Source organism: Ruegeria sp. K3, assembly GCF_056531845.1.
Genome location: NZ_JBQFMM010000004.1, coordinates 291,005 through 314,800 on the forward strand (window position 1 = coordinate 291,005; position 23,796 = coordinate 314,800).

At 57.5% G+C, this 23,796-nt stretch carries 25 protein-coding genes; 10 read left to right on the top strand and 15 right to left on the bottom strand.

The features are described 5' to 3' along the window. The first annotated feature begins 4 nt into the window (after positions 1-4). The gene (gene kdsA / locus ACR0MP_RS09965; RefSeq protein ID WP_170401723.1) at positions 5-838 is read left to right on the top strand and encodes a 3-deoxy-8-phosphooctulonate synthase; all 834 of its coding nucleotides are present in this window, start codon (positions 5-7) and stop codon (positions 836-838) included. Positions 839-853: 15 nt separating this feature from the next. Beyond that, entirely contained in the window at positions 854-2,350 is a 1,497-nt protein-coding gene (locus ACR0MP_RS09970) for a phosphomannomutase/phosphoglucomutase (RefSeq protein ID WP_170401726.1), read from the top strand. Between the two features lie 51 nt (positions 2,351-2,401). Here the strand turns inward: ACR0MP_RS09970 and ACR0MP_RS09975 are convergent, their stop codons facing one another. After that, the gene (locus ACR0MP_RS09975) at positions 2,402-4,330 is read right to left on the bottom strand and encodes an AsmA family protein (protein WP_170401729.1); all 1,929 of its coding nucleotides are present in this window, start codon (positions 4,328-4,330) and stop codon (positions 2,402-2,404) included. A 93-nt stretch (positions 4,331-4,423) separates the two neighbouring features. Here ACR0MP_RS09975 and rimO point away from each other — a divergent pair, with 93 nt between their 5' ends. After that, positions 4,424-5,821: a 30S ribosomal protein S12 methylthiotransferase RimO gene (rimO, locus tag ACR0MP_RS09980; RefSeq protein ID WP_480761246.1), complete on the top strand. Its 1,398-nt coding sequence runs from the start codon at positions 4,424-4,426 to the stop codon at positions 5,819-5,821. A gap of 16 nt (positions 5,822-5,837) precedes the next feature. Here rimO and ACR0MP_RS09985 read toward each other — a convergent pair whose 3' ends face one another. Beyond that, positions 5,838-6,194 (bottom strand): diacylglycerol kinase, encoded by a 357-nt coding sequence (locus ACR0MP_RS09985; RefSeq protein ID WP_170401735.1) that lies wholly within the window; start codon positions 6,192-6,194, stop codon positions 5,838-5,840. 135 nt (positions 6,195-6,329) lie between these two features. Then, entirely contained in the window at positions 6,330-6,518 is a 189-nt protein-coding gene (locus ACR0MP_RS09990) for a hypothetical protein (RefSeq protein WP_255611743.1), read from the bottom strand. Positions 6,519-6,733: 215 nt separating this feature from the next. On the opposite strand from ACR0MP_RS09990, the gene ACR0MP_RS09995 reads away from it, so the two are divergent. Next, the gene (locus ACR0MP_RS09995) at positions 6,734-6,976 is read left to right on the top strand and encodes a CDGSH iron-sulfur domain-containing protein (protein WP_170401738.1); all 243 of its coding nucleotides are present in this window, start codon (positions 6,734-6,736) and stop codon (positions 6,974-6,976) included. 3 nt (positions 6,977-6,979) lie between these two features. On the opposite strand, the gene ACR0MP_RS10000 is transcribed toward ACR0MP_RS09995, so the two are convergent. The 5 genes from ACR0MP_RS10000 to ACR0MP_RS10020 form a co-directional block, all read right to left on the bottom strand. Beyond that, positions 6,980-7,237, bottom strand: coding sequence for a DUF6455 family protein (locus ACR0MP_RS10000; RefSeq protein WP_170420627.1), 258 nt, complete (start codon positions 7,235-7,237; stop codon positions 6,980-6,982). A 4-nt stretch (positions 7,238-7,241) separates the two neighbouring features. Continuing rightward, positions 7,242-7,505: a DUF6455 family protein gene (locus ACR0MP_RS10005; RefSeq protein ID WP_480439149.1), complete on the bottom strand. Its 264-nt coding sequence runs from the start codon at positions 7,503-7,505 to the stop codon at positions 7,242-7,244. Positions 7,506-7,526: 21 nt separating this feature from the next. Next, positions 7,527-7,778 carry a DUF6455 family protein gene (locus ACR0MP_RS10010; protein WP_170401746.1) on the bottom strand — a complete coding sequence of 84 codons (252 nt, stop codon included), beginning with the start codon at positions 7,776-7,778 and terminating at the stop codon, positions 7,527-7,529. Between the two features lie 68 nt (positions 7,779-7,846). Then, entirely contained in the window at positions 7,847-8,215 is a 369-nt protein-coding gene (locus tag ACR0MP_RS10015; RefSeq protein ID WP_170392333.1) for a YigZ family protein, read from the bottom strand. Beyond that, positions 8,215-8,916 (bottom strand): M48 family metallopeptidase, encoded by a 702-nt coding sequence (locus tag ACR0MP_RS10020; RefSeq protein WP_170401748.1) that lies wholly within the window; start codon positions 8,914-8,916, stop codon positions 8,215-8,217. The genes ACR0MP_RS10015 and ACR0MP_RS10020 overlap by 1 nt, the downstream gene beginning before the upstream one ends. Before the next feature lie 121 nt (positions 8,917-9,037). Between ACR0MP_RS10020 and ACR0MP_RS10025 the strand changes: the two genes are divergently transcribed. From ACR0MP_RS10025 to ACR0MP_RS10035, 3 genes are all read left to right on the top strand, one after another. After that, positions 9,038-9,286 (top strand): hypothetical protein, encoded by a 249-nt coding sequence (locus ACR0MP_RS10025; protein WP_170392337.1) that lies wholly within the window; start codon positions 9,038-9,040, stop codon positions 9,284-9,286. 136 nt (positions 9,287-9,422) lie between these two features. Then, positions 9,423-10,001, top strand: coding sequence for a nitroreductase family protein (locus tag ACR0MP_RS10030; RefSeq protein WP_170401751.1), 579 nt, complete (start codon positions 9,423-9,425; stop codon positions 9,999-10,001). Then, entirely contained in the window at positions 9,998-10,696 is a 699-nt protein-coding gene (locus tag ACR0MP_RS10035; RefSeq protein ID WP_170401754.1) for an EI24 domain-containing protein, read from the top strand. Before ACR0MP_RS10030 ends, ACR0MP_RS10035 begins: the two co-directional genes overlap by 4 nt. Before the next feature lies 1 nt (position 10,697). On the opposite strand, the gene ACR0MP_RS10040 is transcribed toward ACR0MP_RS10035, so the two are convergent. Next, positions 10,698-10,973 carry a DUF1467 family protein gene (locus tag ACR0MP_RS10040; protein WP_170392343.1) on the bottom strand — a complete coding sequence of 92 codons (276 nt, stop codon included), beginning with the start codon at positions 10,971-10,973 and terminating at the stop codon, positions 10,698-10,700. Between the two features lie 5 nt (positions 10,974-10,978). After that, a complete protein-coding gene (mce, locus tag ACR0MP_RS10045; RefSeq protein ID WP_170401757.1) occupies positions 10,979-11,383 on the bottom strand; it encodes a methylmalonyl-CoA epimerase in 405 nt (134 codons plus the stop codon). 134 nt (positions 11,384-11,517) lie between these two features. On the opposite strand from mce, the gene ACR0MP_RS10050 reads away from it, so the two are divergent. Continuing rightward, positions 11,518-12,234 (top strand): response regulator, encoded by a 717-nt coding sequence (locus ACR0MP_RS10050; protein WP_170401760.1) that lies wholly within the window; start codon positions 11,518-11,520, stop codon positions 12,232-12,234. Between the two features lie 232 nt (positions 12,235-12,466). Here ACR0MP_RS10050 and aspS read toward each other — a convergent pair whose 3' ends face one another. The 4 genes from aspS to ACR0MP_RS10070 form a co-directional block, all read right to left on the bottom strand. Continuing rightward, positions 12,467-14,242 carry an aspartate--tRNA ligase gene (gene aspS / locus ACR0MP_RS10055; protein WP_170392347.1) on the bottom strand — a complete coding sequence of 592 codons (1,776 nt, stop codon included), beginning with the start codon at positions 14,240-14,242 and terminating at the stop codon, positions 12,467-12,469. A 79-nt stretch (positions 14,243-14,321) separates the two neighbouring features. Continuing rightward, positions 14,322-14,993, bottom strand: a complete 672-nt coding sequence (locus ACR0MP_RS10060) for a type II CAAX endopeptidase family protein (RefSeq protein WP_170392349.1) — start codon at positions 14,991-14,993, stop codon at positions 14,322-14,324. Further along, positions 14,990-15,637 carry an aminotransferase class IV family protein gene (locus ACR0MP_RS10065; RefSeq protein ID WP_170392351.1) on the bottom strand — a complete coding sequence of 216 codons (648 nt, stop codon included), beginning with the start codon at positions 15,635-15,637 and terminating at the stop codon, positions 14,990-14,992. Before ACR0MP_RS10065 ends, ACR0MP_RS10060 begins: the two co-directional genes overlap by 4 nt. Further along, positions 15,592-16,719 carry an aminodeoxychorismate synthase component I gene (locus ACR0MP_RS10070; protein ID WP_170401766.1) on the bottom strand — a complete coding sequence of 376 codons (1,128 nt, stop codon included), beginning with the start codon at positions 16,717-16,719 and terminating at the stop codon, positions 15,592-15,594. The genes ACR0MP_RS10065 and ACR0MP_RS10070 overlap by 46 nt, the downstream gene beginning before the upstream one ends. A 177-nt stretch (positions 16,720-16,896) precedes the next feature. On the opposite strand from ACR0MP_RS10070, the gene carB reads away from it, so the two are divergent. Both carB and ACR0MP_RS10080 read left to right on the top strand, forming a co-directional pair. Further along, entirely contained in the window at positions 16,897-20,241 is a 3,345-nt protein-coding gene (gene carB, locus ACR0MP_RS10075) for a carbamoyl-phosphate synthase large subunit (protein ID WP_480886501.1), read from the top strand. Between the two features lie 102 nt (positions 20,242-20,343). Continuing rightward, the gene (locus tag ACR0MP_RS10080; protein ID WP_170636053.1) at positions 20,344-20,754 is read left to right on the top strand and encodes a VOC family protein; all 411 of its coding nucleotides are present in this window, start codon (positions 20,344-20,346) and stop codon (positions 20,752-20,754) included. Here the strand turns inward: ACR0MP_RS10080 and ACR0MP_RS10085 are convergent, their stop codons facing one another. After that, positions 20,755-23,796, bottom strand: coding sequence for an efflux RND transporter permease subunit (locus ACR0MP_RS10085; protein WP_170392357.1), 3,042 nt, complete (start codon positions 23,794-23,796; stop codon positions 20,755-20,757).

Below are 23,796 nucleotides of genomic sequence, written 5' to 3' on the forward strand. Positions count from 1 at the left end.
ACTCATGAAACATGTAAAAATAGCCGACCTGACGGTTGGCAACGACCTTCCGCTGACCATCATTGCCGGCCCTTGCCAGCTTGAAACCGCCGATCACGCCCAGATGATCGCAGGCACTATGAAAGAAGCATGTGACGCCGCCGGGGCGCAGTATGTATTCAAGGCTTCGTATGACAAAGCCAACCGGACCTCGCTGTCCGGCAAGCGCGGCATGGGCATTGATTCCGGGCTGCAGGTGCTGGAAGATATCCGCAAGACCATGGGCATACCGGTACTGACCGATGTCCATACCGAAGTGCAATGCGCGATTGCGGCTGAGGCCGTCGATATTCTGCAAATCCCTGCGTTTCTGTGTCGTCAGACGGACATGCTGCTGGCGGCGGGCAATACCGGCAAAGCGGTCAACGTAAAAAAAGGGCAGTTTCTTGCCCCGTGGGAAATGCCGAATATCGTCACAAAGATCGAAAGCACTGGCAATCAGAACATCCTGCTGACCGAGCGTGGAACTTCGTTTGGCTACAATACGCTGGTCGCGGACATGCGATCGCTGCCGCAGATGGCGCAAACCGGATATCCGGTCGTCATGGACGCGACCCACTCGGTGCAACAGCCCGGCGGCCAAGGTGGTTCCTCGGGTGGACAGCGTGAGTTTGCGCCAGTGATGGCGCGCGCCGCTGTATCTCTGGGCGTCGGAGCCGTTTTCATAGAAACCCATCAGGATCCCGACACCGCCCCCTCAGATGGGCCGAACATGATCCCTCTGGATCAAATGGGCCATCTGGTTGACACATTGATGCGATTTGATGCGCTGGCCAAAGAAAACCCAATTCAGATTTAACGATTGAGATTTGTGATGACCAAGCCTTTGCCTGAGGTGACCCCAAACACCTGGAGCTTTCTACGCGATCCGATGATCAAGCCCACGGGCTTTCGCGAATATGACGCACGGTGGAAATACCCCGATGAGATCAATCTGCCAGGCATGACTGCCCTGGGTTTGGGTCTGGGCACACAGATGCTCAGACGCGGGATCGAACCCGTGATTGCAGTGGGAAATGACTATCGCGATTATTCCCTGTCGATCAAAAACGCTCTGATCGTTGGACTTATGCAGGCGGGTATTCAGGTGAAAGATATCGGCCCAGCGCTCAGCCCGATGGCGTATTTCGCGCAATTCCATCTGGACGTACCGGCGGTTGCGATGGTCACGGCAAGCCATAACCCGAACGGTTGGACCGGCGTCAAAATGGGCTTTGACCGCCCACTGACCCACGGCCCTGACGAAATGTCGGAACTGCGCGACATCGTCTTGAATGGGGAAGGCGTCGCGCGCCCGGGCGGGTCATATGAATTCGTCGACGGTGTGAAAGAAGCCTATATCGACGATCTGGTCGGTGATTTCAGAATGTCACGTCCGCTGAAAGTGGTCTGCGCCACCGGAAACGGCACCGCCGCCGCCTTCGCGCCCGAGATTTTCGAAAGGATCGGGGTTGAGGTTGTGCCCAGCCATACACGGCTGGATTACACCTTCCCCAATTACAATCCGAACCCGGAAGCCATGGAAATGCTGCATGACATGGCCGACACAGTCAAATCCAGCGGCGCGGACCTGGCGCTAGGGTTTGATGGGGATGGCGATCGTTGCGGTGTTGTGGATGACGAAGGCGAAGAGATATTTGCCGATAAGGTCGGCGTCATCATGGCCCGTGATCTGGCCAAGCTGCATCCAGGTTCGACCTTTGTAGCCGATGTGAAATCCACTGGGCTGTTCGCCAGCGATCCCGAGTTGCAAGCGCTTGGGGTCAAAGCCGACTACTGGAAAACCGGCCATAGCCATATGAAGCGCCGCGTCAAGGAAATCGGTGCGCTGGCTGGGTTTGAGAAATCGGGACACTATTTCTTGGCCGAACCGGTCGGGCGCGGATACGACTGCGGAATGCGCGTGGCGGTGGAAATCTGCAAACTGATGGACCGTAACCCGGATCAAAGCATGTCGGACCTGCGCAAGGCGCTGCCCAAGACGTGGTCAACACCCACCATGTCTCCTTACGCAGCGGATACTGAGAAATACGAAATCCTGCAGCGCTTGGTCGAAAGACTGGTCGCCAAAGCCGATGCGGGCGAACGCTTTGCGGGGCGGGCTATCAAAGAGGTCGTGACCGTCAATGGAGCCCGGGTCATTCTGGACAATGGCAGTTGGGGACTCGTCCGCGCGTCATCCAATACACCCAATCTGGTCGTCGTCTGCGAAAGCAGCGAAAGCGAGGATGAAATGCGCGCGATCTTCGCAGATATCGACGCCGTCATTCGAACTGAACCCGGCGTGGGCGAATACGATCAGACAATCTAAATGACACTATGAAGGGCACCCATTTCGGCACCCTTTGTTATCGCGCTTAGATCAATCCCCGCCAAACAGCTTGAGCAGGCCTTTCTTGGCCTCATCCTCAAGCTTGTTCTTCAGCGCGTCTTCGATGTGATCGGAATCCGTCACCGTGGTATCCAATTCCTTACCAACCTTTTCCAAAACCTTCTTCTTTGCGTCGTCTTCCAGTTCTTTAACTTTGCCTTCGGCTGCCGCCTCAATGACTTTGGTAAGGTCCGGCTTGATCGACGGGTCGCTCCACGGACCTTTAATTCGGACGGGTACCGATATCCCCTGCCCTGAGTTGGCGCGCAGGGCGACCGGTGTGAACAGATAATCGATATCGCGAGCTCCTAAGCCAATGCGGCCCGTACCGTCCGCCCGGAAATTATCCAGCTGCATCAACAGGTCCTTGTTGGTCAAGTCGCCATTCTTCATCGTAAAGCTGGCCGTAAGGCTGTTGAATACGGTCGTACCACCCGATCCCTTTCCCCGCCCCATAAGGCGGTCAAGATCCAGCCCCGAGATAACGCCCCGCCCGACCTCGATATCTCCGTTGCCGCTGAGCGATCGCATGATCTGATCTTCGCTCTGTCCGACGCCCAGAAATTCAAGATTGCCTGAACCGGTGCCCGAAAGCCGTTTGATATCCGCAAGCGTTTCGAGCGCTTCGTTGATATCGATATTGGCGGCTTTCAGATTTCCACCAACCGACAGACCGTTGCGATTATTGGCGACCACCTGGCCATTCAGTTGCCCCGAGAACAGCGAGGCCGGGTGCATCTGCAATACAGCCCGCGACCGATCAAGGCTGAGTGTGAGATCACTTTTCCCAAAGGTCATACCCGGAACCGCAATCGAGGTGGCTTGCAAGCGGATCTTGCCATTTGCCAGCGCCAGAAACGACGCATCAATTGGGGCTTTTGACCACCCTTCCGTATCTAAGGTGCCGTCAGAAGCGTTGCCTCCGCTTACCTTCGATAAGTCGAGATCGCCCGCGTTCAGACGCGCAGTCATCTGGGGCGGATTTGAAATCTGGATGTCAGCTTCGCCCTCAAGCCGGTTTTGATCCAGAACCGCGATCATGTTGCGCAATGAAATCCGCCCGTCCCGGGTATAGGTCATCTGCCCGGATACGCTCGCGACCTGTCCTAGTCCCTCGGGCACGGTGACTCCTCCCTGATCAAACGCGGCCAGCATCCTTTGGGTGTCCTTGGCCGTGACCGTCGTCTTGCCATCCATTTCGCCGGCCAGATTCACCCGGCCCGAGAACTGAATATCTCCGCCAGGCGCGGTTAGGCTCAGCTGCAACGGCGTGACAGCGCCGCTGGAAAATGCGGGCAAGTCGGGGATGGTAAGGTCCACTGCGACGCTGCCTCCGGGGACGGATATACTGGCTTGCATTTCCATAGGGGCCGTTAGGTCAGGCCAGCGGGCCGAAAGATCGACATCGGCAAAATCCATACTAACCGCGCCATTCTCAAGATAGATTAGTCGCGCATTGGTCAGTTCCAACCGCTCGAGCGTGATGGGTCGGCTTTCAACGGCTTGCGCCGTAGCGCCCGTTTGCGAGGAGTTACCTGGCTGATGCAGCTCCCAGTTGCCGCGCCCATCGGCGCGTTCAAGGCGTAGAACCGGGCTATCGGCCAACACCCGTTTGATCCGGATATTCCCAGACAACAACGCCGAGGCATCGACCCCAACCGCGAGGCTTTGGGCACGAAGCATCGGTTCCGGCCCGGCCCAAGGCGCATTGCCAAATGTCACAGGGCCGGTTTCCATCCCCAATACCGGCCAAAATGACAGTTTGACGTCACCGGTCAACTCGAGATCGCGGCCTGTTTGCGCCTTGACTTGTTCAGCGAGTATTGTCGCCAGTTTTTCGCCCGGCATCAGCAGCAAGGCACCAATGATCAGCCCGAAGGCTGCAACTATGAGAAATAGAAAACGAATGAGCCACTTCATGGGTCTGCCTTTCCGGCCTTTCTGCTCTGTTTCAAGTCAGCCCCGAGCGGGCGGGATTTGCAAGGGGAAGCTTTCCCCTCTATATGCCCGGCCATGAGCACGAACCCACCGAACCTCCGCCCCGATCTAGCCCCAGAGGCCCGGATCGCCGAGACGCCCCGCCGTGGCCAACCGACCCTTGGAATGGTGTCGCTGGGTTGTCCAAAAGCGCTGGTTGACAGCGAACGCATCCTGACCCGGTTGCGGGCCGAGGGGTACGGCATTTCGCCGGACTACACGGGTGCTGATGCCGTTATTGTGAATACCTGCGGGTTTCTGGACAGCGCCAAGGCCGAGTCGCTGGACGCAATTGGCGAGGCATTGGTTGAAAACGGCAAGGTCATTGTGACCGGCTGTTTGGGGGCTGAGCCTGACTATATCCGGGAACACCATCCGCGCATTCTGGCGGTTACAGGACCGCATCAGTACGAACGAGTGCTGGACGCAGTACATGCAGCCGTACCACCCGATCCAAACCCTTATGTCGATCTGCTGCCCGCTTCGGGCGTCAAACTTACCCCGCGCCACTATAGCTATCTCAAGATTTCCGAGGGCTGTAATCATAAGTGCAAGTTTTGCATCATCCCCGACATGCGCGGTAAACTCGCAAGCCGCCCGGCCCATGCAGTGCTGCGCGAGGCTGAGAAACTTGTCGACAGCGGTGTGCGCGAACTGCTTGTGATCTCACAGGATACCTCGGCCTATGGGCTGGATCGTAAGTATGACGTGAACCCATGGAAAGATCGGGAGGTGCGCAGCCATATCACCGATCTGGCACGGGAACTCGGCCAATTCGATGCGTGGGTCAGGCTTCATTACGTCTATCCCTACCCCCATGTGCGCGATTTGATCCCGCTGATGGCAGATGCGGGTAGCAATGTGCTGCCGTATCTCGACATTCCATTCCAACATGCGCATCCCGATGTTCTGAAACGTATGGCCCGCCCTGCCGCCGGGGCAAAAACTCTGGACGAGATTGCCAACTGGCGCGCTATTTGTCCGGATATCACTTTGCGGTCCACGTTCATCGTCGGCTACCCCGGCGAAACCGAGGCAGAGTTCCAGACGCTCCTGGACTGGATGGACGAAGCGCAGTTGGATCGTGTCGGCTGTTTCCAGTACGAAAATGTCGATGGCGCCCGCTCGAACGACCTGCCGGATCACGTCCCGGTCGAGGTCAAGCAAGAGCGATGGGAGCGTTTCATGGAGAAAGCTCAGGCCATTTCTGAGGCCAAGCTGGCAGCAAAGGTTGGCCAAAAACTCGATGTCATCGTAGACGAGGTGGATGAAGAGGCCGCGACCTGCCGCACTAAGGCCGATGCTCCAGAAATCGACGGCAACTTGTTTATCGACGAAGGCTTCGAAGGCCTGAAACCCGGTGATATCGTCACGGTCGAGGTAGATGAAGCCGGAGAATACGACTTGTGGGGGCGTTTGCACCCCTCGGCGTAACGAAAGGCGTCTGTCTCTAGAGCAAGCCGATCAAAATCACGATCCACGCCACTCCGGCAGCGACTGCAGACAACGCCACCGCTGCACTTGCTGCATCCTTGGCTTGCCCCGCCAACGCGTGGTGCTCGGTCGAGGTGTGATCGACGGCACGCTCGATGGCCGTATTAAATAACTCGGCCACCAAGACCAGAATGCCCAAAGCAAGGATCAGCGCCCGTTCTGCCGTACCTAGAGGGAGTGCAAGCGCCAATAAAGCCGAAATCAGGTTGGCCCAAACCCACCCACGAAACGAATACTCTTGCCGCCAGGTTGCAGCCAGGCCCTGCCAGCTCCAGCGGGTACGATCCTTTAGGTGGTCAAAGAATTTGCGCATGGGGTTTCCGATCAGTCGTCCTTCAAGAAGACGTCCGCGACCCACAGCAGAAAGGCAAGAAAAAACCGCCTCGAGGGCGGTGTTCTTTTTAGAGGTGTGCAGGCGGCCCTGCGATCAGAACCGCCTGCTTAATACTTATTGGGTGACCGGGTTACATACGGTCTGGCCTGCTTCGGTTGTGGCCAGTTCATAGCCTGCCGAGCAACTGGGTGTACCAAACTTGTCATAGTCGGGCTGGATGTAAACCGGGGTCGGTTCCTCTTGCTGCGAGCACGCAGTCAATACAACGGCCGTGGCGCAGATAGCAGCAAATTTCAGTTTCATGTCCATCAATCCTCTATTACTTTTCTGATATTGCCCAGTTTTTCGGGGCCGGTATCAGAATAGGACCAAGAATTTCATATGGCAACCGAATCGATAACGCATTCGTGAATAAAGGCGAAACCACGCTGGAAGGCGGGTTTTCATTCGCAGTCTACCTTTTTTGACAAAGAGCCCTAAACTTTGACTTCGACATCAGCCAAAGACGGAGTAGCCACATGTCAGACGCCCCGATCATCGCCCAGAAATCGCCCTATCCGGTCGAAGTGACCGAAGGAAAAACCTATTTCTGGTGCGCCTGTGGCAAATCCAAGCGGCAACCGTTTTGCGATGGTTCGCACAAAGATACGTCGTTTGAACCCGTAAAATATACTGCTGATGCCAGCAAGAAGGTCTTCTTCTGTGGCTGCAAGCATTGCGCCAACCCGCCGTTATGCGACGGAACGCACAATAAGCTCTGAAGGTCAGGTCAAGTCGTTCAAAACCTGAGCATTGGCACAAAAATCAGGCGCTTCCCCAGCCAATCCTTGTTGTGCGGCAAGCCATATCTGACAACGTTCGTCGCATATTGCGCCCCGGCATCGGGTCACCAGCTGAGCGTAGTCGGCAGGTGTCAGTTTCCCTTCGGCCATTGCTTCGGTCAGAGAAATCCCTAAGGATCGCGCGACCGAGCGTGTCAGCCAAAAGTGTTTTTCGATCTCGCCCAGAGATGTTCGATCCATTTGATCACCTTTGCTTGCTGACCCTCAAGGTGGCGAACCTGTGCCGGTTTGGGCAGGTGCAGGGCGCGCTTTCCGCCGTTTCGTTCTCGTTCAACCAGTCTGGGCATGCCCGCGCCCATTCGCACCCGCGGCAGAGCTGAACCATATCTGCCCATTCCTGTTGGCTCAGGTGCCCGTCGCGATGTGCGGTGGCAAGGTCGGTTCCCGTCGCCTGTGCCATTCGCAATACAAGACGAAGATGGGTCATGATCCGTCCAAGTCGTGGCACGGTACCCCCCCCCCTTTGGCGTTACGGCTTGAGCCTGTTCAGCAGCTCGTGATTGCGGCAGTATTCAGGTGTGTCGGGCGCTGTCAGGTTCTTGGCCAGAAACGCCTTGCAATGGCCCGGATTCGGGCATTCCGTGCACCGCAATACCGCGTCCGAGATTTCGTCGAACTGTAAGGCCCCTTTGATGGCAACTTCTTGCAAATCTACGCCCAGCGTCGTGGCCATCCGATCTACAAGGTCGGCGTGACGTCGCAGCGTTTCACGATCAGACATGCGGTTTCCTTTTCCAGTCACTCTATGGAAAGAGTAACGCATGCCCCGCACAGTGCCCTTGACTCAGGTCAATGCCCGGTTGCCAGCTGGTCCAGATAGGCCCGCGTGGCGTCCTGCACGCGGCGAAAGCGGTCCCCGCCCAGCTTCTTGCCACCGTACCAGCGTGTCACGATGATTACGTGATCCGTCAGCTCAGCCCGCTCCATCATCCGCAAAATGACCATTGCCGCGCCAGACTCTCCGTCATCAGCCTTGAGCGCACCGTTTGGCAAGATGGCCGCCCAAGTGTTGTGAGTTGCCTTCGCATATGCCTTGTCGGATTTCAGTTCCGCCAGTACCGCATCGACATCAGCACGACTGGTGACCCCCGCGCCGGTCACAGCATATTTCGACCCGCGATCACTGAGAACGACACCCAATCGGGTTAAGTTGACCATTACCGTAATCCCAGTTCCCGAGCCGTTTGCAACACAACTTCGACCCGCTGGGCATTGGGAGGGTGCGTGGCAAGGAAACGATCACCCGGATCAGGAATGCGTTGGAAGAAAGCCATCCCGGCCAGCGGGTTATACCCCGCCGCGTAAGTGATCTGTGTCCCCAGACGATCCGCTTCCAATTCGAACTCACGCGTGTAGTTCTGCACCCCGACCTCAGCACCCAGCGCCTGTGCGCGCTCAATACCTGCATCGTCCGCGCCCTGATTGCGCGCGAGTTCACCGAATATCCGCGCGCTTTCTTTGGCGTTTTGCGCCTGCCGGGCGATGTGACCCAATATATGGTGGGCGGCCTCATGGCTCATGACAAAGGCCATCTCGTCCGCGTTCTGCGTTGCATCGATCATCGGCTGTGTAAAAACGACTAGCGGCCGCCCATCCTTGTCCAAGGTCTGAAACGCATTCGCTGGGGCCTTTGACGAAAGATCAACCAAAATCACGAAATCACAATTGGCAGTCCTCGATTGGCGGCGGCATTCCCGGCTTGCGGTCGTTCCGACAGCCCGGCTGACCTGCTCGAATACGCGCGCCCTGTCCTTTTGTTCTGATGACGATGGCCGCCATTGATCGGCCGGGATCGCGATAACAGGCGACATATCGCAAGCCGCCAACAGCATCACCAGCAACAGGGCAAGACGGCGCATTCACATTCCTTTCGGTCACTCTGTCGGCAGACAAGCATAGCGCGGCATTTAAGGCCGGGCCACAGCCGATTACAGCTTGCAACGGGTTGCATTGCGATCTTATGCCCTGCACTCTGCACATATGTTTTCAATTGAACACGAATTCGACTCGACGGTGATTACGCTGGTGGACGAAGGCGCAAAGCCTTTGCAAGAGGATGTCGTCATCAACAACTTCGCTGAATGCGTCACACTTGAGCAGTTGGACCCGCGGACCGATCAGATTCAGAAGATTACCCTGTCACCAGAGCAGGTACGCGATCTGGCCGCTGCGCTGGATTTGCCCGAGGGCGTTTATCAGATACGTGAGTCCGAGAGCACCAAAGACTAATGGTTCCTTTTGGATCTTGCGTCTGATCACAAGCAGCAATTCAGATTGAATTTGTCGCCTTTTGATGAGCAGTTTGCCCTTGAAAGAGAACAGTATGCCTCCGACATACAGACTGCCATGTGAAGGAAGTTAACATATGACCCTGAAGAACCAAGCTGCGCTGGATTTTCTGCACGCGCGCCGGTCTCGTCCGGCCAAAACACTGGTAGCCCCGGCCCCGACCCGGGAAGAGCTGAGGCCGCTGCTGACTGCTGCAGCGCGCAGCCCGGACCATGGAAAGCTGGAACCCTGGCGTTTTGTTGTTGTCGAGCATGGGGCCATGCAACGCCTTGCAGATCTTACAGAAACTTGTGGTCTCACCTTGGGAAAATCGCCCGAAGATATCGCCAAGGCGCGCAGCCAATTCGAAATGGGCCATTTGGCGGTTGCTGTTATTGAGGTGCAGAAACCTTCTGACAAGATACCGGCAATTGAACAGACCTATTCAGCGGGTGCGGTATGTCTGGCTCTGCTGAACGCAGCGCTGGCCGCAGGTTGGGGGGCCAATTGGTTGTCCGGCTGGCAATCGCATGATCGCGAGTTTTGCGAACAGGGGCTTGGCTTGGCCGAAAACGAGAAGATTGCAGGCTTTATCCATATCGCAACCGAAGGTACGACCCCTCCCGAACGACCGCGCCCCAATGTGGAGGCACTAACCCAATGGGTTTCCGAATGATCATCATCCAGTCGTTTCTACAGGCGCTGGGACAGATCGGCGACCCAAGATTCCGCAAGGTACTTCTGTTGGGTGTTGGCCTGACATTCGCGTTGTTGGTGGCTGCCTATGCCGGATTTTTGTGGCTGATCAACGCGCTGGTCGGCGATCAGGCCACCTTGCCAATACTGGGTGAGGTGACATGGTTGAACGACCTGCTCAGCGTGTCATCATTCCTGCTGATGATGGTGCTGTCGGTGTTTCTGATGGTCCCCGTTGCGTCAGCCATCACCTCGATGTTTCTGGATGAGGTCGCACAGGCGGTTGAGGATAAGCATTACCCCGGTCTGCCGCCGGCTCAGCGCATCCCCTTTGGCGATGCGCTAAGGGATACGCTCAGTTTTCTGGGTGTACTGATTGTTGCCAACCTGTTGGCATTGATCCTCTATGCACTCTTCACGCCATTCGCGTTGTTTATCTTTTGGGGTATGAACGGGTTTCTTCTGGGGAGAGAATATTTCACCCTGGCTGCGATGCGCCGACTGGGGCGCGAGGGGGCGCGAAAGCTGCGCGCGAAGCACGCGACAACCATTTGGGTCGCCGGTATTCTTATGGCGGTCCCGCTCTCTGTGCCATTGGTCAACCTGTTGATCCCGATCCTAGGAGCGGCGACCTTCACACACATTTATCACGGTCTGTCGGGTAGCCGAACCTGAGCTACTCGCGCGGCTCCAGTTGGTTCAGCCAATCGAAATCGCGCACGCTGATTACGCCGGAGATAATGATGCCTGCAATGATCGCCCACAGCACCACCGATATCCCGGTGGTAATCCACAGCTTCTTCTTCATGTGATGGACTTCCGGCGCACCCGCATGAGTGCCCGGAACAATATCCCCAAGATCCCCCTGCGTTTTGATGCGCACAGGCAGAACAATCAGCAAGGTCAGAAACCAAATTACAGCGAAAAGAACCAGAGCGGCGGTAATGGTCATCGACTTCAGACCTGCTCCAGCTCAACGAGGCATCCGTTGAAATCCTTCGGGTGCAGGAACAACACCGGTTTGCCATGCGCTCCGATCTTGGGTTCACCCGATCCCAGAACGCGCGCACCGGTCTCTTTCAGATGATCGCGGGCTGCGATGATATCCTCGACCTCATAGCAGACATGGTGGATGCCGCCTGATGGGTTCTTTTCCAGAAACCCGTTGATCGGGCTGTTCTCACCCAGCGGATACAGCAATTCGATCTTGGTGTTGGGTAGTTCAATAAAGACCACGGTGACCCCATGATCCGGCTCATCCTGTGGAGCGCCGACTTTAGCGCCAAGCGCATTGCGATACTGGGACGATGCAGCCTCCAGGTCGGGAACAGCAATGGCTACGTGGTTCAGGCGACCAATCATGGGACTCTCCTTCCTTCTGCGTTGCAGCGGTTATGGGGGCAGTATACCCAAAGGACAAGTGCGCCAAATCGTCGTTAACCCTGTATTAGCCAGAAGTTCCTAGCGTGAGGCATCTGCTAAACAGGAGTTCTGCCATGGACGATTCGGGACCTTTCGCCTCTCCAGCGCTGGCCACCAAGATGCGACCGCTGCTGGGCCAAACAATCCTTGTGGTCGAAGACAGCCGCTATGCATGCGATGCAATACGATTGATGTGCTTGCATAGCGGTGCGCGTATCCGTCGTGCGGATTGTCTGAAATCAGCGCGGCGCCATCTGCAAATCTATCGTCCCTCGGTCCTGATCGTCGATATGGGTCTTCCTGACGGGTCCGGCGCTGACCTGATAGCCGAAATGACCCACGCTGTACCCCGCATCGGTGTCATTCTCGGGCTGTCTGGCGATGACAGCATGCAGGTTATCGCCAGACGCGCAGGTGCAGATGGGTTTCTGGCCAAACCCCTGACCTCGGTCGCTTATTTCCAGACCTCCATACTTGAACTTCTGCCCGAAGATCGCCGCCCAGGAGGTCTGGATTCCGTCAGGGATAATATCGTTCAGCCCGATCCGCTGGCCTATCGGGACGACATGGCCCATATCGCCGACGTGCTTACCGGCCCCACTGATCAGCGCACGTTGGATTATGCGGTACAATTCCTGCAAAGCGTTGCGCGAGACGCCGAAGATACTGTGCTTGCCGAAGCAGCCCGGGACCTTGCCCAATCTCGTGCGCAGGGGACACCGGTCACCGCCCAGGCTGCACGGATTGCGGGTCTGGTTCAGGATCGGCTCGAGCGGCAAGAGGCGATCTGAGATGCTGACCGCGTACTTTATTACCGCATCGATCCTTTGCATCTGGGTCTACCGCCTGACACGACAGACGGCCAGGAGCATCCGCAATCGTCGGGATGCCGCAAATCCACTGGATTGAGTTGAGCTTGTTTTGAGACCACCACGCAACTCCGATTTGCGTGGCGCGGCGAATACACCGATTGTATTGCACTGCCCCAAACGTAAACCGCCCGCTCAGGGCGGGCGGCTAGATTTAGTCTTGCGGGATGATCCTGAGACCCAGTTCCATCAACTGATCCGAGGTCGGATCGGATGGCGCATCCATCATCAGGTCTTCGGCGCGCTGGTTCATCGGGAACATCATGACCTCGCGGATGTTGGCCTCATCCGCCAGCAGCATCACGATCCGGTCGATACCTGCGGCACAGCCGCCGTGCGGCGGGGCGCCGTAGTGGAAGGCATTGAACAGTGCGCCAAAGCGGGACTTCACTTCGTCTTCACCATAGCCCGCCAGTTCAAAGGCTTTCAGCATGATCTCGGGTTTGTGGTTCCGGATGGCACCCGAAACCAATTCGTAGCCGTTACAGGCCAGATCATATTGGTACCCGCGTACGTCCAGAGGGTTGCCCTGCAAAGCTTCCATCCCGCCCTGCGGCATCGAGAAGGGGTTGTGTTCGAAATCAATCGCACCGGTTTCTTCGTCCTGCTCGTAGATCGGGAAATCGACGATCCAGGCAAAGGCAAAGCGGTCTTTCTCGGTGAGATTCAGTTCATCTCCGATCACGTCACGGGCCTTTCCGGCCACCTTTTCAAAGGCTTTTGGCTTACCACCCAGGAAGAACGCGGCATCACCGACGCCCAGACCCAATTGCTGACGGATCGCCTCGGTTCGTTCGGGGCCGATGTTCTTGGCCAGTGGACCTGCGGCCTCCATACCCTCGCCCTGATCACGCCAGAAAATGTAACCCATACCGGGCAGACCTTCTTTCTGGGCAAATGCGTTCATACGGTCACAGAATTTGCGGCTGCCACCGCTCGGCGCTGGGATAGCGCGGATTTCGGTGCCTTCCTGCTCCAACAGCTTCGCGAAAATCGCGAAGCCAGAACCGCGGAAGTGGTCAGAGACCACTTGCATCTTAATGGGGTTCCGCAGGTCAGGCTTGTCGGTGCCGTACCATAGGGCTGAGTCCTTGTAGGAAATCTGCGGCCACTCCTGATCGACCTTGCGCCCGCCCCCGAACTCTTCGAACACACCAGTCAGCACGGGCTGGATGGTGTCGAACACATCCTGCTGCTCGACAAACGACATCTCTAGATCGAGTTGATAGAAATCGGTGGGCGATCGGTCTGCACGCGGGTCTTCATCGCGGAAGCAGGGTGCAATCTGGAAATATTTGTCGAAGCCCGACACCATGATCAGCTGTTTGAATTGCTGCGGGGCCTGCGGTAGGGCGTAGAACTTGCCCGGATGTAGTCGCGAGGGGACCAGAAAGTCGCGTGCGCCTTCGGGCGACGATGCGGTAATGATCGGTGTCTGATATTCACGGAATCCCTGATCCCACATCCGGCGGCGCATAGATGCGACAACGTCCGAGCGAAGGGTCATGTTTTGCTGCATCGCCTCGCGTCTTAGGTCGAGGTAGCGATAGCGCAGACGTGTTTCCTCGGGGTATTCCTGATCGCCGAACACCATCAACGGCAATTCGTCGGCAGCACCAAGAACCTCCAGCTCACGCACATAAACCTCGATCTCGCCTGTCGGCAATTTCGGGTTAATGAGATCAGCGTCGCGGGCTTTGACAGTGCCGTCGATGCGGATGCACCACTCGGACCGTACCTTTTCCAGTTCAGCAAATGCCGCACTATCGCCGTCGCACAAAACCTGGGTCACACCGAAATGGTCGCGCAGGTCGATGAACAGTACGCCGCCGTGATCTCGGACACGATGCACCCAACCGGACAGGCGGACGGTTTCACCGACATTGGCGGCGGTCAGAGCGGCGCAGGTGTGGCTGCGATAGGCGTGCATGGATCATATCCCTTCGGGCGCAGAATTCGTCGCGCCGATACACCCCGTCAGGCTTGGAAAGTCAAGGCGGGTCGCGCCGTCAAAACGGCCTTTGCACGTTGCCCGAGTAGAAATAGACGCCCAGCCCTGCCGCAAAGATAATATTACCGGCAATTGCGTGCAGAAGAACTGCATAAAAGAATGATCCGCGCTTGCGGTAGGCCCAGGTGAACAGGAGGCCTCCGACGAAAGTCATGATGGCTACTACCCAGCTCCAGTACATGAGGTGCGCAAGCGAAAACAGGCCAGCGTTCAAAAGGTATGCGGCCCGCCCTTCAGGTAGGATCGCGTGATAGCGTCGGAAAAAGAGAGAGCGGAAAAGCAGCTCTTGTGGCAGAGCGGACAACAACGGGTAGCCGATACAGATGAATATCAACATCTCCGGCCGATGCAGCAGCAAAACAAAGGCTGCATCCGGTCGCGCCCACAGCACCAGGGCGGAACAGAAGGCAGCCATGAACAGGGTAAATGCAAAGACTTCGGTCCACGACCAGTTTCGCCAGCCATACCGAAGCTCCGCCCAGGAAAAACCGGGCGTATCCTGCAGCAGCAGTATGCCCAGTCCGGTAAACGCAAAAAGCGAGGGGAACATCCAGTTTGGCGGGAACAATGTCGCGATGGCTATGGGAACCGCCACAAAAAAGAGCACAAACTCAATCCTGAGGCGTGAGTTGGTAACAGGGGTCTCCACCCATTCGGTATTTTTGCTCAAGGTGCCACAAGCTCCGCACGGATCAGCCCCCGAAGGGAATTTCCACAGTGGATAGATTGCGCGTTTTTTAGATCGGTCAAGGTCAGAACGGATTCGGTAACTTCTTTATTATCCAACAATTCCTCGCGCAAAACCCCGGGAAGCAATCCGCATCGCAGTGAGGGCGTCAGTCGTCTGCCGTCGGGCATGGTCAGGAACAGGTTCGTGATAGTGCCCTCGCAAAGCTCATCCCGTTCGTTCAAAAACAAAAGCTCATCAACTCTTAGCGGCAAGCCCGCCCGCGCCATGTCATAGACGGCCCGTCGGGTCGTTTTGTAACCCAGCCAGATATCCGATGATGATAGTCTCTGTTTGGCCAAATCCACACGCCAGACGGACGGATTGGCAGCCAATTCTCCGGACGTCAGTTCAAATTTGCCATCCGCGTCCAAGGTCAAACGGCAGCGCAATGCAATCTCACCCAAACTCGCATCCAAAATCGTCCAAGCGGCGGTTCGGTCAAAATCAATGCCGAACTTCTGTGCTGTGCGCGCCATGCGGGCCAAATGACGATCAAGCCTGACGAACCCCTGCCCCGGCCTGTAGGCCAAAGTTTCGATCAGACGGAAATCAGGCTCAGTTGGTGGGCGAAGCGGGCTTTCCATAGCGCCTCCTCATATTCCGATGGCGCGGTGCTGTCCCAGACCAGCCCGCCGCCTACGTTAAGGGTCGCCTTGCCGCCTTCAACCATGAGGGTCCGGATGGCCACGTTGAATTCCGACCGACCGTCCGGGGCCGCCCAACCGATGGTTCCGCAGTAAACATCGCGAGGCCAAGGTTCCAGTTCGGACAGGATCTCCATCGCGCGAATCTTTGGCGCTCCGGTGATTGATCCGCACGGGAACAAGGCGGTCAGAATATCAGAAAGGCCTACGCCAAGGTGTAACTGCGCCTGCACAAGCGAGACCATCTGATGGACAGTCGCATAGGTCTCAACCTTGAACAGCTCGGGTACTTTCACCGATCCGGCCAGCGCGACCCGGCTAATATCGTTGCGCAGCAGATCGACGATCATCAGATTTTCGGCCCGGTTCTTTTCATCCGAAGACAGGAAAGCGCGTCGACGCTCGTCTTCGACTGGGTCCTCGCTGCGCGGTTGAGTTCCCTTCATCGGGCGCGTTTCGATCCGGCCCTCGGCGTCGGTTCGGAAAAACAGTTCGGGCGAGCGGCTCAGCAGATCAGGCAGCCCCTCCTGCTCAACCAAGGCGCCGTGGCCGACGGGTTGACCAGCCGCAAGCGCCGCATAAAGCGCAACGCTGTCTCCGGTTACATCGAGATCAATTGGGAAGGTCAGATTTGCCTGATAAATGTCACCCGCACCAATCGCCTCATGCACTGTACGAAAGGCCTGCGTATATCGCGCCTCGTCCCAGCGGGGCTGAAACGCAGTGACACTGCCCGACGCCTTTGGCAGTCCAACGCGATCCGGTGCGTCAAACACACCGAAACACAGTAGTGGCAGGCGTCGTCCTTCTGGCAGCCGGTCTGCCAGACGTGGTTCCAGCACGTAGCCCAGCTCATAACTTGCGTATCCTGCCAGCCAGGCCCCATCCGCGCGCGCCTGATCCAGCGCCGCCAGAGCCTGGGGCACCTCCGCCGCGTTATCCGCGCGGATAATCCGGGACGGACGCTCAAACCGGGTTCCGCGCCCAGCTGGTCCTTGATCGAAACGAATACGCAATTGCATCCTCATTTGCCGTGCTGCGCGGTATAGAGAATAGCGCGCCAAGGGAAAGAGGGGAAAGCGGCAATTTCAAACCCGTTTCCGATACCTCTTGCACCTTTTCGCGCGGTCCCTATAACGCAGGACAATTTGGGCGCTGGGGCGGTGCCCTGACTCGCGGACAATTGAAGGGGCCAAGCCATGCCGAGAAGAACCGACATCCAGTCGATCATGATCATCGGGGCAGGCCCCATTGTTATCGGTCAGGCCTGCGAGTTCGACTATTCCGGCGCTCAGGCATGTAAGGCGCTGCGCGAGGAAGGCTATCGGGTCATTCTGGTGAACTCGAACCCTGCAACGATCATGACCGACCCGGGGCTAGCCGATGCGACCTATATCGAGCCGATCACGCCCGAAGTTGTCGCCAAGATCATCGAAAAAGAACGCCCCGATGCCCTACTGCCCACTATGGGCGGACAGACCGGCCTGAACACCTCGCTGGCGCTGGAAGAGATGGGCGTGCTGGATAAGTTCAACGTCGAGATGATCGGCGCCAAGCGAGACGCGATCGAAATGGCCGAAGACCGCGCCCTGTTCCGCGAGGCGATGGATAGGTTGGGCATCGAAAACCCCAAAGCCGAGATCGTGACGGCCCCCAAGGATGAGAACGGCAAGAAAGATCTCGACGCCGGTGTGGCACTGGCGCTTGAAACCCTCGAAACAGTTGGTCTGCCCGCCATCATCCGCCCCGCCTTTACGCTGGGCGGCACCGGCGGCGGTGTCGCATATAACCGCGAGGATTATATCCATATTTGCCGCTCGGGTATGGATGCGTCCCCCGTCGGTCAGATCCTGATCGATGAAAGTCTTCTGGGGTGGAAAGAATACGAGATGGAGGTGGTGCGCGACACCGCTGACAACGCCATCATCGTGTGTTCCATCGAAAACGTCGACCCGATGGGCGTGCATACCGGTGACTCGATCACCGTGGCCCCTGCCCTGACGCTGACCGACAAAGAATACCAGATCATGCGCAATCACTCGATTGCGGTGCTACGCGAGATCGGCGTGGAAACCGGCGGGTCAAATGTGCAGTGGGCGATCAACCCGGTTGATGGTCGTATGGTCGTGATCGAGATGAACCCGCGTGTGTCCCGCTCTTCTGCGCTGGCCTCGAAGGCGACCGGTTTCCCGATTGCCAAGATCGCCGCAAAACTGGCCGTTGGGTACACGCTGGACGAGCTAGACAATGACATCACCAAGGTCACCCCGGCCTCGTTCGAGCCGACCATCGACTATGTTGTCACCAAGATCCCGAAATTTGCCTTTGAGAAATTCCCCGGTTCCGAACCCTACCTGACCACCGCGATGAAGTCGGTGGGTGAGGCCATGTCCATCGGCCGCACCATTCACGAATCGATGCAAAAGGCTCTGGCCTCGATGGAGTCGGGTCTGACAGGCTTTGATGAGATCGAAATCCCCGGTCTGAACGTCGGAGTCTGGGAAGAAGCCGACGACAAGGCCGCCGTGATCAAGGCGATCAGCCAGCAGACCCCCGATCGTCTGCGCACAATCGCGCAGGCCATGCGTCACGGCCTGACCGACGATGAGATTTTCGGCGTCACCAAGTTCGACCCGTGGTTCCTGGCCCGCATTCGCGAGATCATCGAGGCCGAGCGTCAGGTGCGCAAAGATGGTCTGCCGGTTAGCGAGGACGGTATCCGCAAACTGAAAATGCTTGGATTCACCGACGCGCGTCTGGGCAATCTGACCGGCCGTGACGAAGACAACGTCCGCCGCGCCCGCCGCAATCTGGGTGTGAACGCCGTCTTCAAACGCATCGACACCTGTGCGGCTGAGTTCGAGGCGCAGACCCCCTATATGTACTCGACCTACGAAGCCCCGATGATGGGTGAGGTCGAATGCGAGGCACGTCCAAGCGACCGCAAAAAGGTCGTCATCCTTGGTGGTGGTCCGAACCGGATCGGCCAGGGCATCGAGTTCGATTACTGCTGCTGCCACGCCTGTTTCGCGCTGACCGAAGCCGGATATGAGACCATCATGGTCAACTGCAACCCCGAGACGGTCTCAACGGACTATGACACCTCGGACCGTTTGTATTTCGAGCCGCTGACCTTCGAACACGTCATGGAAATCCTTACGAAGGAACAGGAAGCCGGCACGCTGCATGGAGTGATCGTTCAGTTTGGCGGGCAGACCCCGCTGAAACTGGCCAATGCGTTGGAGGCTGAAGGTATCCCGATCCTCGGTACCACGCCCGACGCGATCGACCTCGCCGAAGATCGTGAGCGTTTCCAGGCGCTGGTCAATGAACTGGGCCTGAAGCAGCCCAAGAACGGCATCGCCTCGACCGACGAAAAGGCGCTGGAGATTGCCGAAGATATCGGCTTCCCGCTGGTCATCCGCCCCTCCTATGTTCTGGGCGGCCGCGCGATGGAAATCGTGCGCGATATGGATCAGCTACGCCGCTACATCAATGAGGCCGTAGTGGTATCCGGCGACAGCCCGGTTCTTCTGGACAGCTATCTGGCCGGTGCGGTCGAACTGGACGTGGACGCGCTGTGCGACGGTAACGACGTGCATGTTGCAGGCATCATGCAGCACATCGAAGAGGCCGGCGTGCACTCGGGCGACTCGGCCTGTTCGCTGCCGCCTTATTCGCTGTCGAAAGAGATCATCGAACAGATTAAGGATCAGGCGTTCAAGCTGGCCAAGGCGCTGAATGTCGTCGGCCTGATGAACGTGCAGTTCGCCATCAAGGATGACGAGATTTACCTGATTGAGGTCAACCCTCGTGCCAGCCGCACCGTGCCTTTTGTGGCTAAAGCCACTGACAGCGCCATTGCCTCTATCGCTGCGCGTGTAATGGCCGGTGAGAAACTGGCGAACTTCCCGAAACGCCCCCCTTACAAAACGGTCGATGACACCAAAATCGCCGACCAGATGACGCTGGCCGACCCCGACATGCCGTGGTTCTCGGTAAAAGAAGCCGTTTTGCCTTTCGCCCGCTTCCCCGGCGTTGACACCATCCTGGGCCCTGAAATGCGTTCGACCGGAGAGGTCATGGGCTGGGATCGCGACTTCCCGCGCGCTTTCCTGAAAGCACAAATGGGGGCCGGTATGGTGCTGCCCAGCGCAGGTCGTGCGTTTATCTCGATCAAGGATGCTGACAAAGGGCCGGATATGCTCGAAGCAGCGCGTGTTCTGGTTGAGCAAGGCTTTGAGCTTGTTGCGACCCGCGGCACACAAGCCTGGCTGACTGAAGAAAGTGTGCCGTGCGGCGTGGTCAACAAAGTGTACGAAGGCCGCCCGGATGTGACCGACCTGATGAAGGACGGCGGCGTGCAGCTGGTCATGAACTCGACCGAAGGCGCACAGGCGGTGGAAGACAGCCGATCAATCCGGTCGATCGCGCTGTATGACAAGATCCCCTATTACACCACAGCCGCAGCAAGCTATGCCGCCGCGCTGGCGATCAAGGCGCAGGCCGAAGGCGATGTTGAGGTGAAATCGCTGCAGGGCTAAGCCCCGGCAACGATATGAATGAATGGACCCCGGCCTCGGCCGGGGTCTTTTTTCTTCCCCTCCTTGCCCATCGCCCACATGATGGGCGGGGAAGGATTGCTCATGGACCTCTACACCACATACGGAAGCAACGACCTGCCTCGGGCCATCCGCTTTTATGATGCGATCTTCGCGGTTCTTGGCCAGCCGCGCCTGCCCGGTTGGATTGATGGCTGGGCCGGATGGGGTTCCGACCCCGACAGCGGCACCGGGTTTTGGATCTGCAAACCTTTTGATGGAGCCCCCGCCAGTACCGGCAATGGCACGATGATCGCCTTTCCCGCCAGAAGTGCCGATCAGGTCCGGCGTTTCCATGCCACGGGTTTGAAAAACGGCGGTGCAGATGAAGGCAAACCTGGTGTCCGCCCCCATTACGAGCCCGGATTCTATGTGGCCTATCTGCGTGATCCTGATGGCAACAAGCTATCCTGTTTTTACTACCATTATGATCCAAAGGAGGATGCGGGCGGTTGATCAACCAGCAGCCAGACGTCGCTTTTCCTCACGGTTGAAAAACAACATGTAGAAGACAGGTGCGGCAACCATGGTCAGGATCGTGGCAAAGGCCAGACCGCCCATGATCGTGACTGCCATGGACACAAAGAACGCATCCGTCAGAAGCGGTGCCATACCCAGAATCGTCGTGATCGCCGCCAACATTACCGGGCGCAGACGCGAGACAGAGGCTTCAACAATCGCAGGACGCAGGGCTTTGCCAGTAGCGCGGACCAGATCGATTTCTTCGACCAGTACAATGCCGTTCTTGATCAGCATGCCTGAGAGACTTAACAGCCCCAATAGCGCTGTGAAGGTGAAGGGCAGACCTGTTCCAAGCAGACCGATAACCACGCCATTTACGGACATCGGGACCAGTAGCCAGATAATGACCGGTTGCCGGATTGCATTGAACAGCAATACGGAAATCAACACCATAATCAGCAAGCTCAGCGGCAACTGCCGCCCAAGGCTGGCCTGCGCGTCGCCTGAATCCTCGAACTCGCCCCCCCATTCCATACGATAGCCGATCGGCAGTTCCATCGCTTCAATGGCACTGCGTACTTCGGAGTGGACCTGCGCGGCGGTCATGTCAGGGGGGATGTCTGCTCCAACAGTGATGGTCAACACCCGGTCACGGCGATGAACCAGCGTATTGAGCGCCTTGTAGTCGAAGCCGTCCACCATCTGCTCGATTGGAACGAACCGTTCCGACTGATCGGAGTAAACTACCTGATCGACGATCGAATAGTCTCCATCCGCCGGGCGGCGCAAGATGATCGGGATCTGGCGGTCGCGCTCGCGCAAAACGCCGCCCGTGATGCCATCGGTCGAAAACTGCAACGTAGCTGCAATGTCTTCGCGCGATACGCCTGCTGTTTGGGCGCGCTCCGTGGCATAGATCGGCTGCACGGCCAATTCCTGCTCACGCCAGTCGTGATGCACATGTAGCGCATTCGGAGATGCGGCTGACATGCGCTGTACCGCTTCTTCGGCCAGTTGACGCAGAACAACCGGATCACTACCCGAGAACCGAGCCTGGATTGGATCGCCGCCACCGGGACCAAAAATCAGGCGTTTGGTGCGGAACTCGCCTTCGGGGAACTGGGCCGAACCGAACTCCTCAAGATCGGCTTGCAAGGCAGGAATGTCGTCCAAAGCCTCGGTGCGGATGATCATATGTCCATAGCTTGGGTTTGGCTTCTCGGCAGCGTAGGTCAACATGAACCGCGTGGCACCCTGCCCGACGAATGTGGCAACCGAGACGACGTCATCACGTTCGGCCAGCCAGTCCTCGAATACGGCCATATCTTCCGCCGTGCGGGCGATCGGCGTACCTTGTGGCAGCTTGTAGTGCACGAAGAACAACGGCGTGTTCGAGTTTGGGAAGAATTGCTGTTTCATCAATCCAAAGCCCGCAAAACAGACGACTGTGACCCCGATCAACCCGGCCACTACCAGCCATCGGAACCGAAGCGCCCAGTTCAGGATTGCACCGTAGACGCGGAACAGGATGCCGCCATAGGCATCCACCTCACCCTCTTTGCCCTGCTTGAAGAAATAGTGCCCAAGCAAAGGTGTCACCGTGATGGCCAGAACCCAGCTCAGCAGTAGTGAAATGCCGATCACGGCAAATAACGAGAACAGGAACTCCCCGGTCGCGTCAGGACTGAGCCCGATCCCGGCAAAAGCCATGATCCCGATCACCGTCGCGCCCAGAAGTGGGATCTGCGTTTTTGACGCAACCTCTTCCGCAGCATCGCGCGAGGATTTTCCCCGCAACATCGAAATCTGCATCCCTTCGGCCACCACGATGGCGTTGTCGACCAGCATCCCCATGGCGATGATCAGAGCGCCCAGCGAGATCCGTTCCATCTCGATCGAGAACATCGACATGAAGAGCAAAGTACCCACAACGGTCAGCAACAAGGTGGACCCAACGACAATTGCGGCGCGCCAGCCCATGAAAATGCCCAGAACCGCAACAACGATGCTGACTGACATGGCGAGGTTCAGCAGGAAGGCGTTCGAGGCCTCATCGACAACAACATGCTGCTGATAGATGGGCAGGATTTCGACACCAAAGGGGATTTCGGAATCCAGTTCGGCCAGTTTGGCATCTGCACGCTGCCCGACTTCGACGATGTTTTCAGTGGCCAGCCCAGCGATACCCAGCGTGAAAGCTTCAGCGCCGTTGAATCGGATCATGATATCGGGGTCGTTCTGCCGCCCGCGATAGACATCTGACATATCAAACAGATTGATCACCTGCCCCTGCGATCCAACCGACAGGCCGGCGATCGCCGACACGCTGTCCGAGCCCTCGGCCGTCAAGATCGTGGTGCGGTCACTATTGGATCGCAGCGAACCCGAAGCGTTGACCGAGTCCGCGTTTGCGATAGCTTCGTTGATCGCCTGCAGCGGAACGTTCTGATTGACCGAGATCGACAGGTCCGGCTCAATAAAGATCGCCTCATCCGGCAAGCCCTGAACCTCGACATCTGCAACACCGCTTACCGTCAGCAATTCGCGGCGAAGGAAGGTCGCCAGTTCGTGCTTCTCGGCGTCAGAAAACCCTTCTGCCGTAACGGCATAGAACAGGCCGAACACATCCCCGAACCCGTCATTCACATAAGGCGCACCCACGCCCGAAGGCAGACCGCGTGCTGCATCGCGCACCTTGGCGCGCAGACGGGTCCAGATGTCGGGCAACTCACTGCCGTCATAGGTGGATTTAATCTCAACCTCGATCAGCGACTGTCCCGGCTGGTTGACCGAGGTGATGACATCCACCTCGCCCATCTGCTGAATGGCAGATTCCAGCGGTTCTGAAACCTCCAGCGCTACCTGTTCGGCAGTCGCACCGGGGTATTGCGTGGCGATCACCGCCTGTTTGATGGTGAAGGCCGGGTCTTCAAGGCGACCTAGCGACGTGAAACCCCAAATGCCGCCGAACAGGGCAATCAGGATGAACAGCCACGTATAGAGAGGCCGGTCGATCGAAGCGCGTGCGATGCTCAT

What these genes read in the sequence shown, in the direction of transcription:
- ACR0MP_RS10050 (WP_170401760.1), top strand. Translation starts at nt 11,518, where the DNA reads ATGGACGATTCGGGACCTTTCGCCTCTCCAGCGCTGGCCACCAAGATG.
- ACR0MP_RS10040 (WP_170392343.1), bottom strand. Translation starts at nt 10,973, where the DNA reads ATGACCATTACCGCCGCTCTGGTTCTTTTCGCTGTAATTTGGTTTCTG.
- carB (WP_480886501.1), top strand. Translation starts at nt 16,897, where the DNA reads ATGCCGAGAAGAACCGACATCCAGTCGATCATGATCATCGGGGCAGGC.
- ACR0MP_RS10030 (WP_170401751.1), top strand. Translation starts at nt 9,423, where the DNA reads ATGACCCTGAAGAACCAAGCTGCGCTGGATTTTCTGCACGCGCGCCGG.
- mce (WP_170401757.1), bottom strand. Translation starts at nt 11,383, where the DNA reads ATGATTGGTCGCCTGAACCACGTAGCCATTGCTGTTCCCGACCTGGAG.
- ACR0MP_RS10070 (WP_170401766.1), bottom strand. Translation starts at nt 16,719, where the DNA reads ATGCAATTGCGTATTCGTTTCGATCAAGGACCAGCTGGGCGCGGAACC.
- rimO (WP_480761246.1), top strand. Translation starts at nt 4,424, where the DNA reads ATGAGCACGAACCCACCGAACCTCCGCCCCGATCTAGCCCCAGAGGCC.
- ACR0MP_RS09970 (WP_170401726.1), top strand. Translation starts at nt 854, where the DNA reads ATGACCAAGCCTTTGCCTGAGGTGACCCCAAACACCTGGAGCTTTCTA.
- ACR0MP_RS10085 (WP_170392357.1), bottom strand. Translation starts at nt 23,796, where the DNA reads ATGAGCATCGCACGCGCTTCGATCGACCGGCCTCTCTATACGTGGCTG.
- aspS (WP_170392347.1), bottom strand. Translation starts at nt 14,242, where the DNA reads ATGCACGCCTATCGCAGCCACACCTGCGCCGCTCTGACCGCCGCCAAT.
- ACR0MP_RS10065 (WP_170392351.1), bottom strand. Translation starts at nt 15,637, where the DNA reads ATGGAAAGCCCGCTTCGCCCACCAACTGAGCCTGATTTCCGTCTGATC.
- ACR0MP_RS09990 (WP_255611743.1), bottom strand. Translation starts at nt 6,518, where the DNA reads ATGAAACTGAAATTTGCTGCTATCTGCGCCACGGCCGTTGTATTGACT.
- ACR0MP_RS09985 (WP_170401735.1), bottom strand. Translation starts at nt 6,194, where the DNA reads ATGCGCAAATTCTTTGACCACCTAAAGGATCGTACCCGCTGGAGCTGG.
- ACR0MP_RS10035 (WP_170401754.1), top strand. Translation starts at nt 9,998, where the DNA reads ATGATCATCATCCAGTCGTTTCTACAGGCGCTGGGACAGATCGGCGAC.
- ACR0MP_RS10000 (WP_170420627.1), bottom strand. Translation starts at nt 7,237, where the DNA reads ATGGATCGAACATCTCTGGGCGAGATCGAAAAACACTTTTGGCTGACA.
- ACR0MP_RS10010 (WP_170401746.1), bottom strand. Translation starts at nt 7,778, where the DNA reads ATGTCTGATCGTGAAACGCTGCGACGTCACGCCGACCTTGTAGATCGG.
- ACR0MP_RS09975 (WP_170401729.1), bottom strand. Translation starts at nt 4,330, where the DNA reads ATGAAGTGGCTCATTCGTTTTCTATTTCTCATAGTTGCAGCCTTCGGG.
- ACR0MP_RS10025 (WP_170392337.1), top strand. Translation starts at nt 9,038, where the DNA reads ATGTTTTCAATTGAACACGAATTCGACTCGACGGTGATTACGCTGGTG.
- ACR0MP_RS10080 (WP_170636053.1), top strand. Translation starts at nt 20,344, where the DNA reads ATGGACCTCTACACCACATACGGAAGCAACGACCTGCCTCGGGCCATC.
- ACR0MP_RS09995 (WP_170401738.1), top strand. Translation starts at nt 6,734, where the DNA reads ATGTCAGACGCCCCGATCATCGCCCAGAAATCGCCCTATCCGGTCGAA.
- kdsA (WP_170401723.1), top strand. Translation starts at nt 5, where the DNA reads ATGAAACATGTAAAAATAGCCGACCTGACGGTTGGCAACGACCTTCCG.
- ACR0MP_RS10015 (WP_170392333.1), bottom strand. Translation starts at nt 8,215, where the DNA reads ATGGTCAACTTAACCCGATTGGGTGTCGTTCTCAGTGATCGCGGGTCG.
- ACR0MP_RS10020 (WP_170401748.1), bottom strand. Translation starts at nt 8,916, where the DNA reads ATGCGCCGTCTTGCCCTGTTGCTGGTGATGCTGTTGGCGGCTTGCGAT.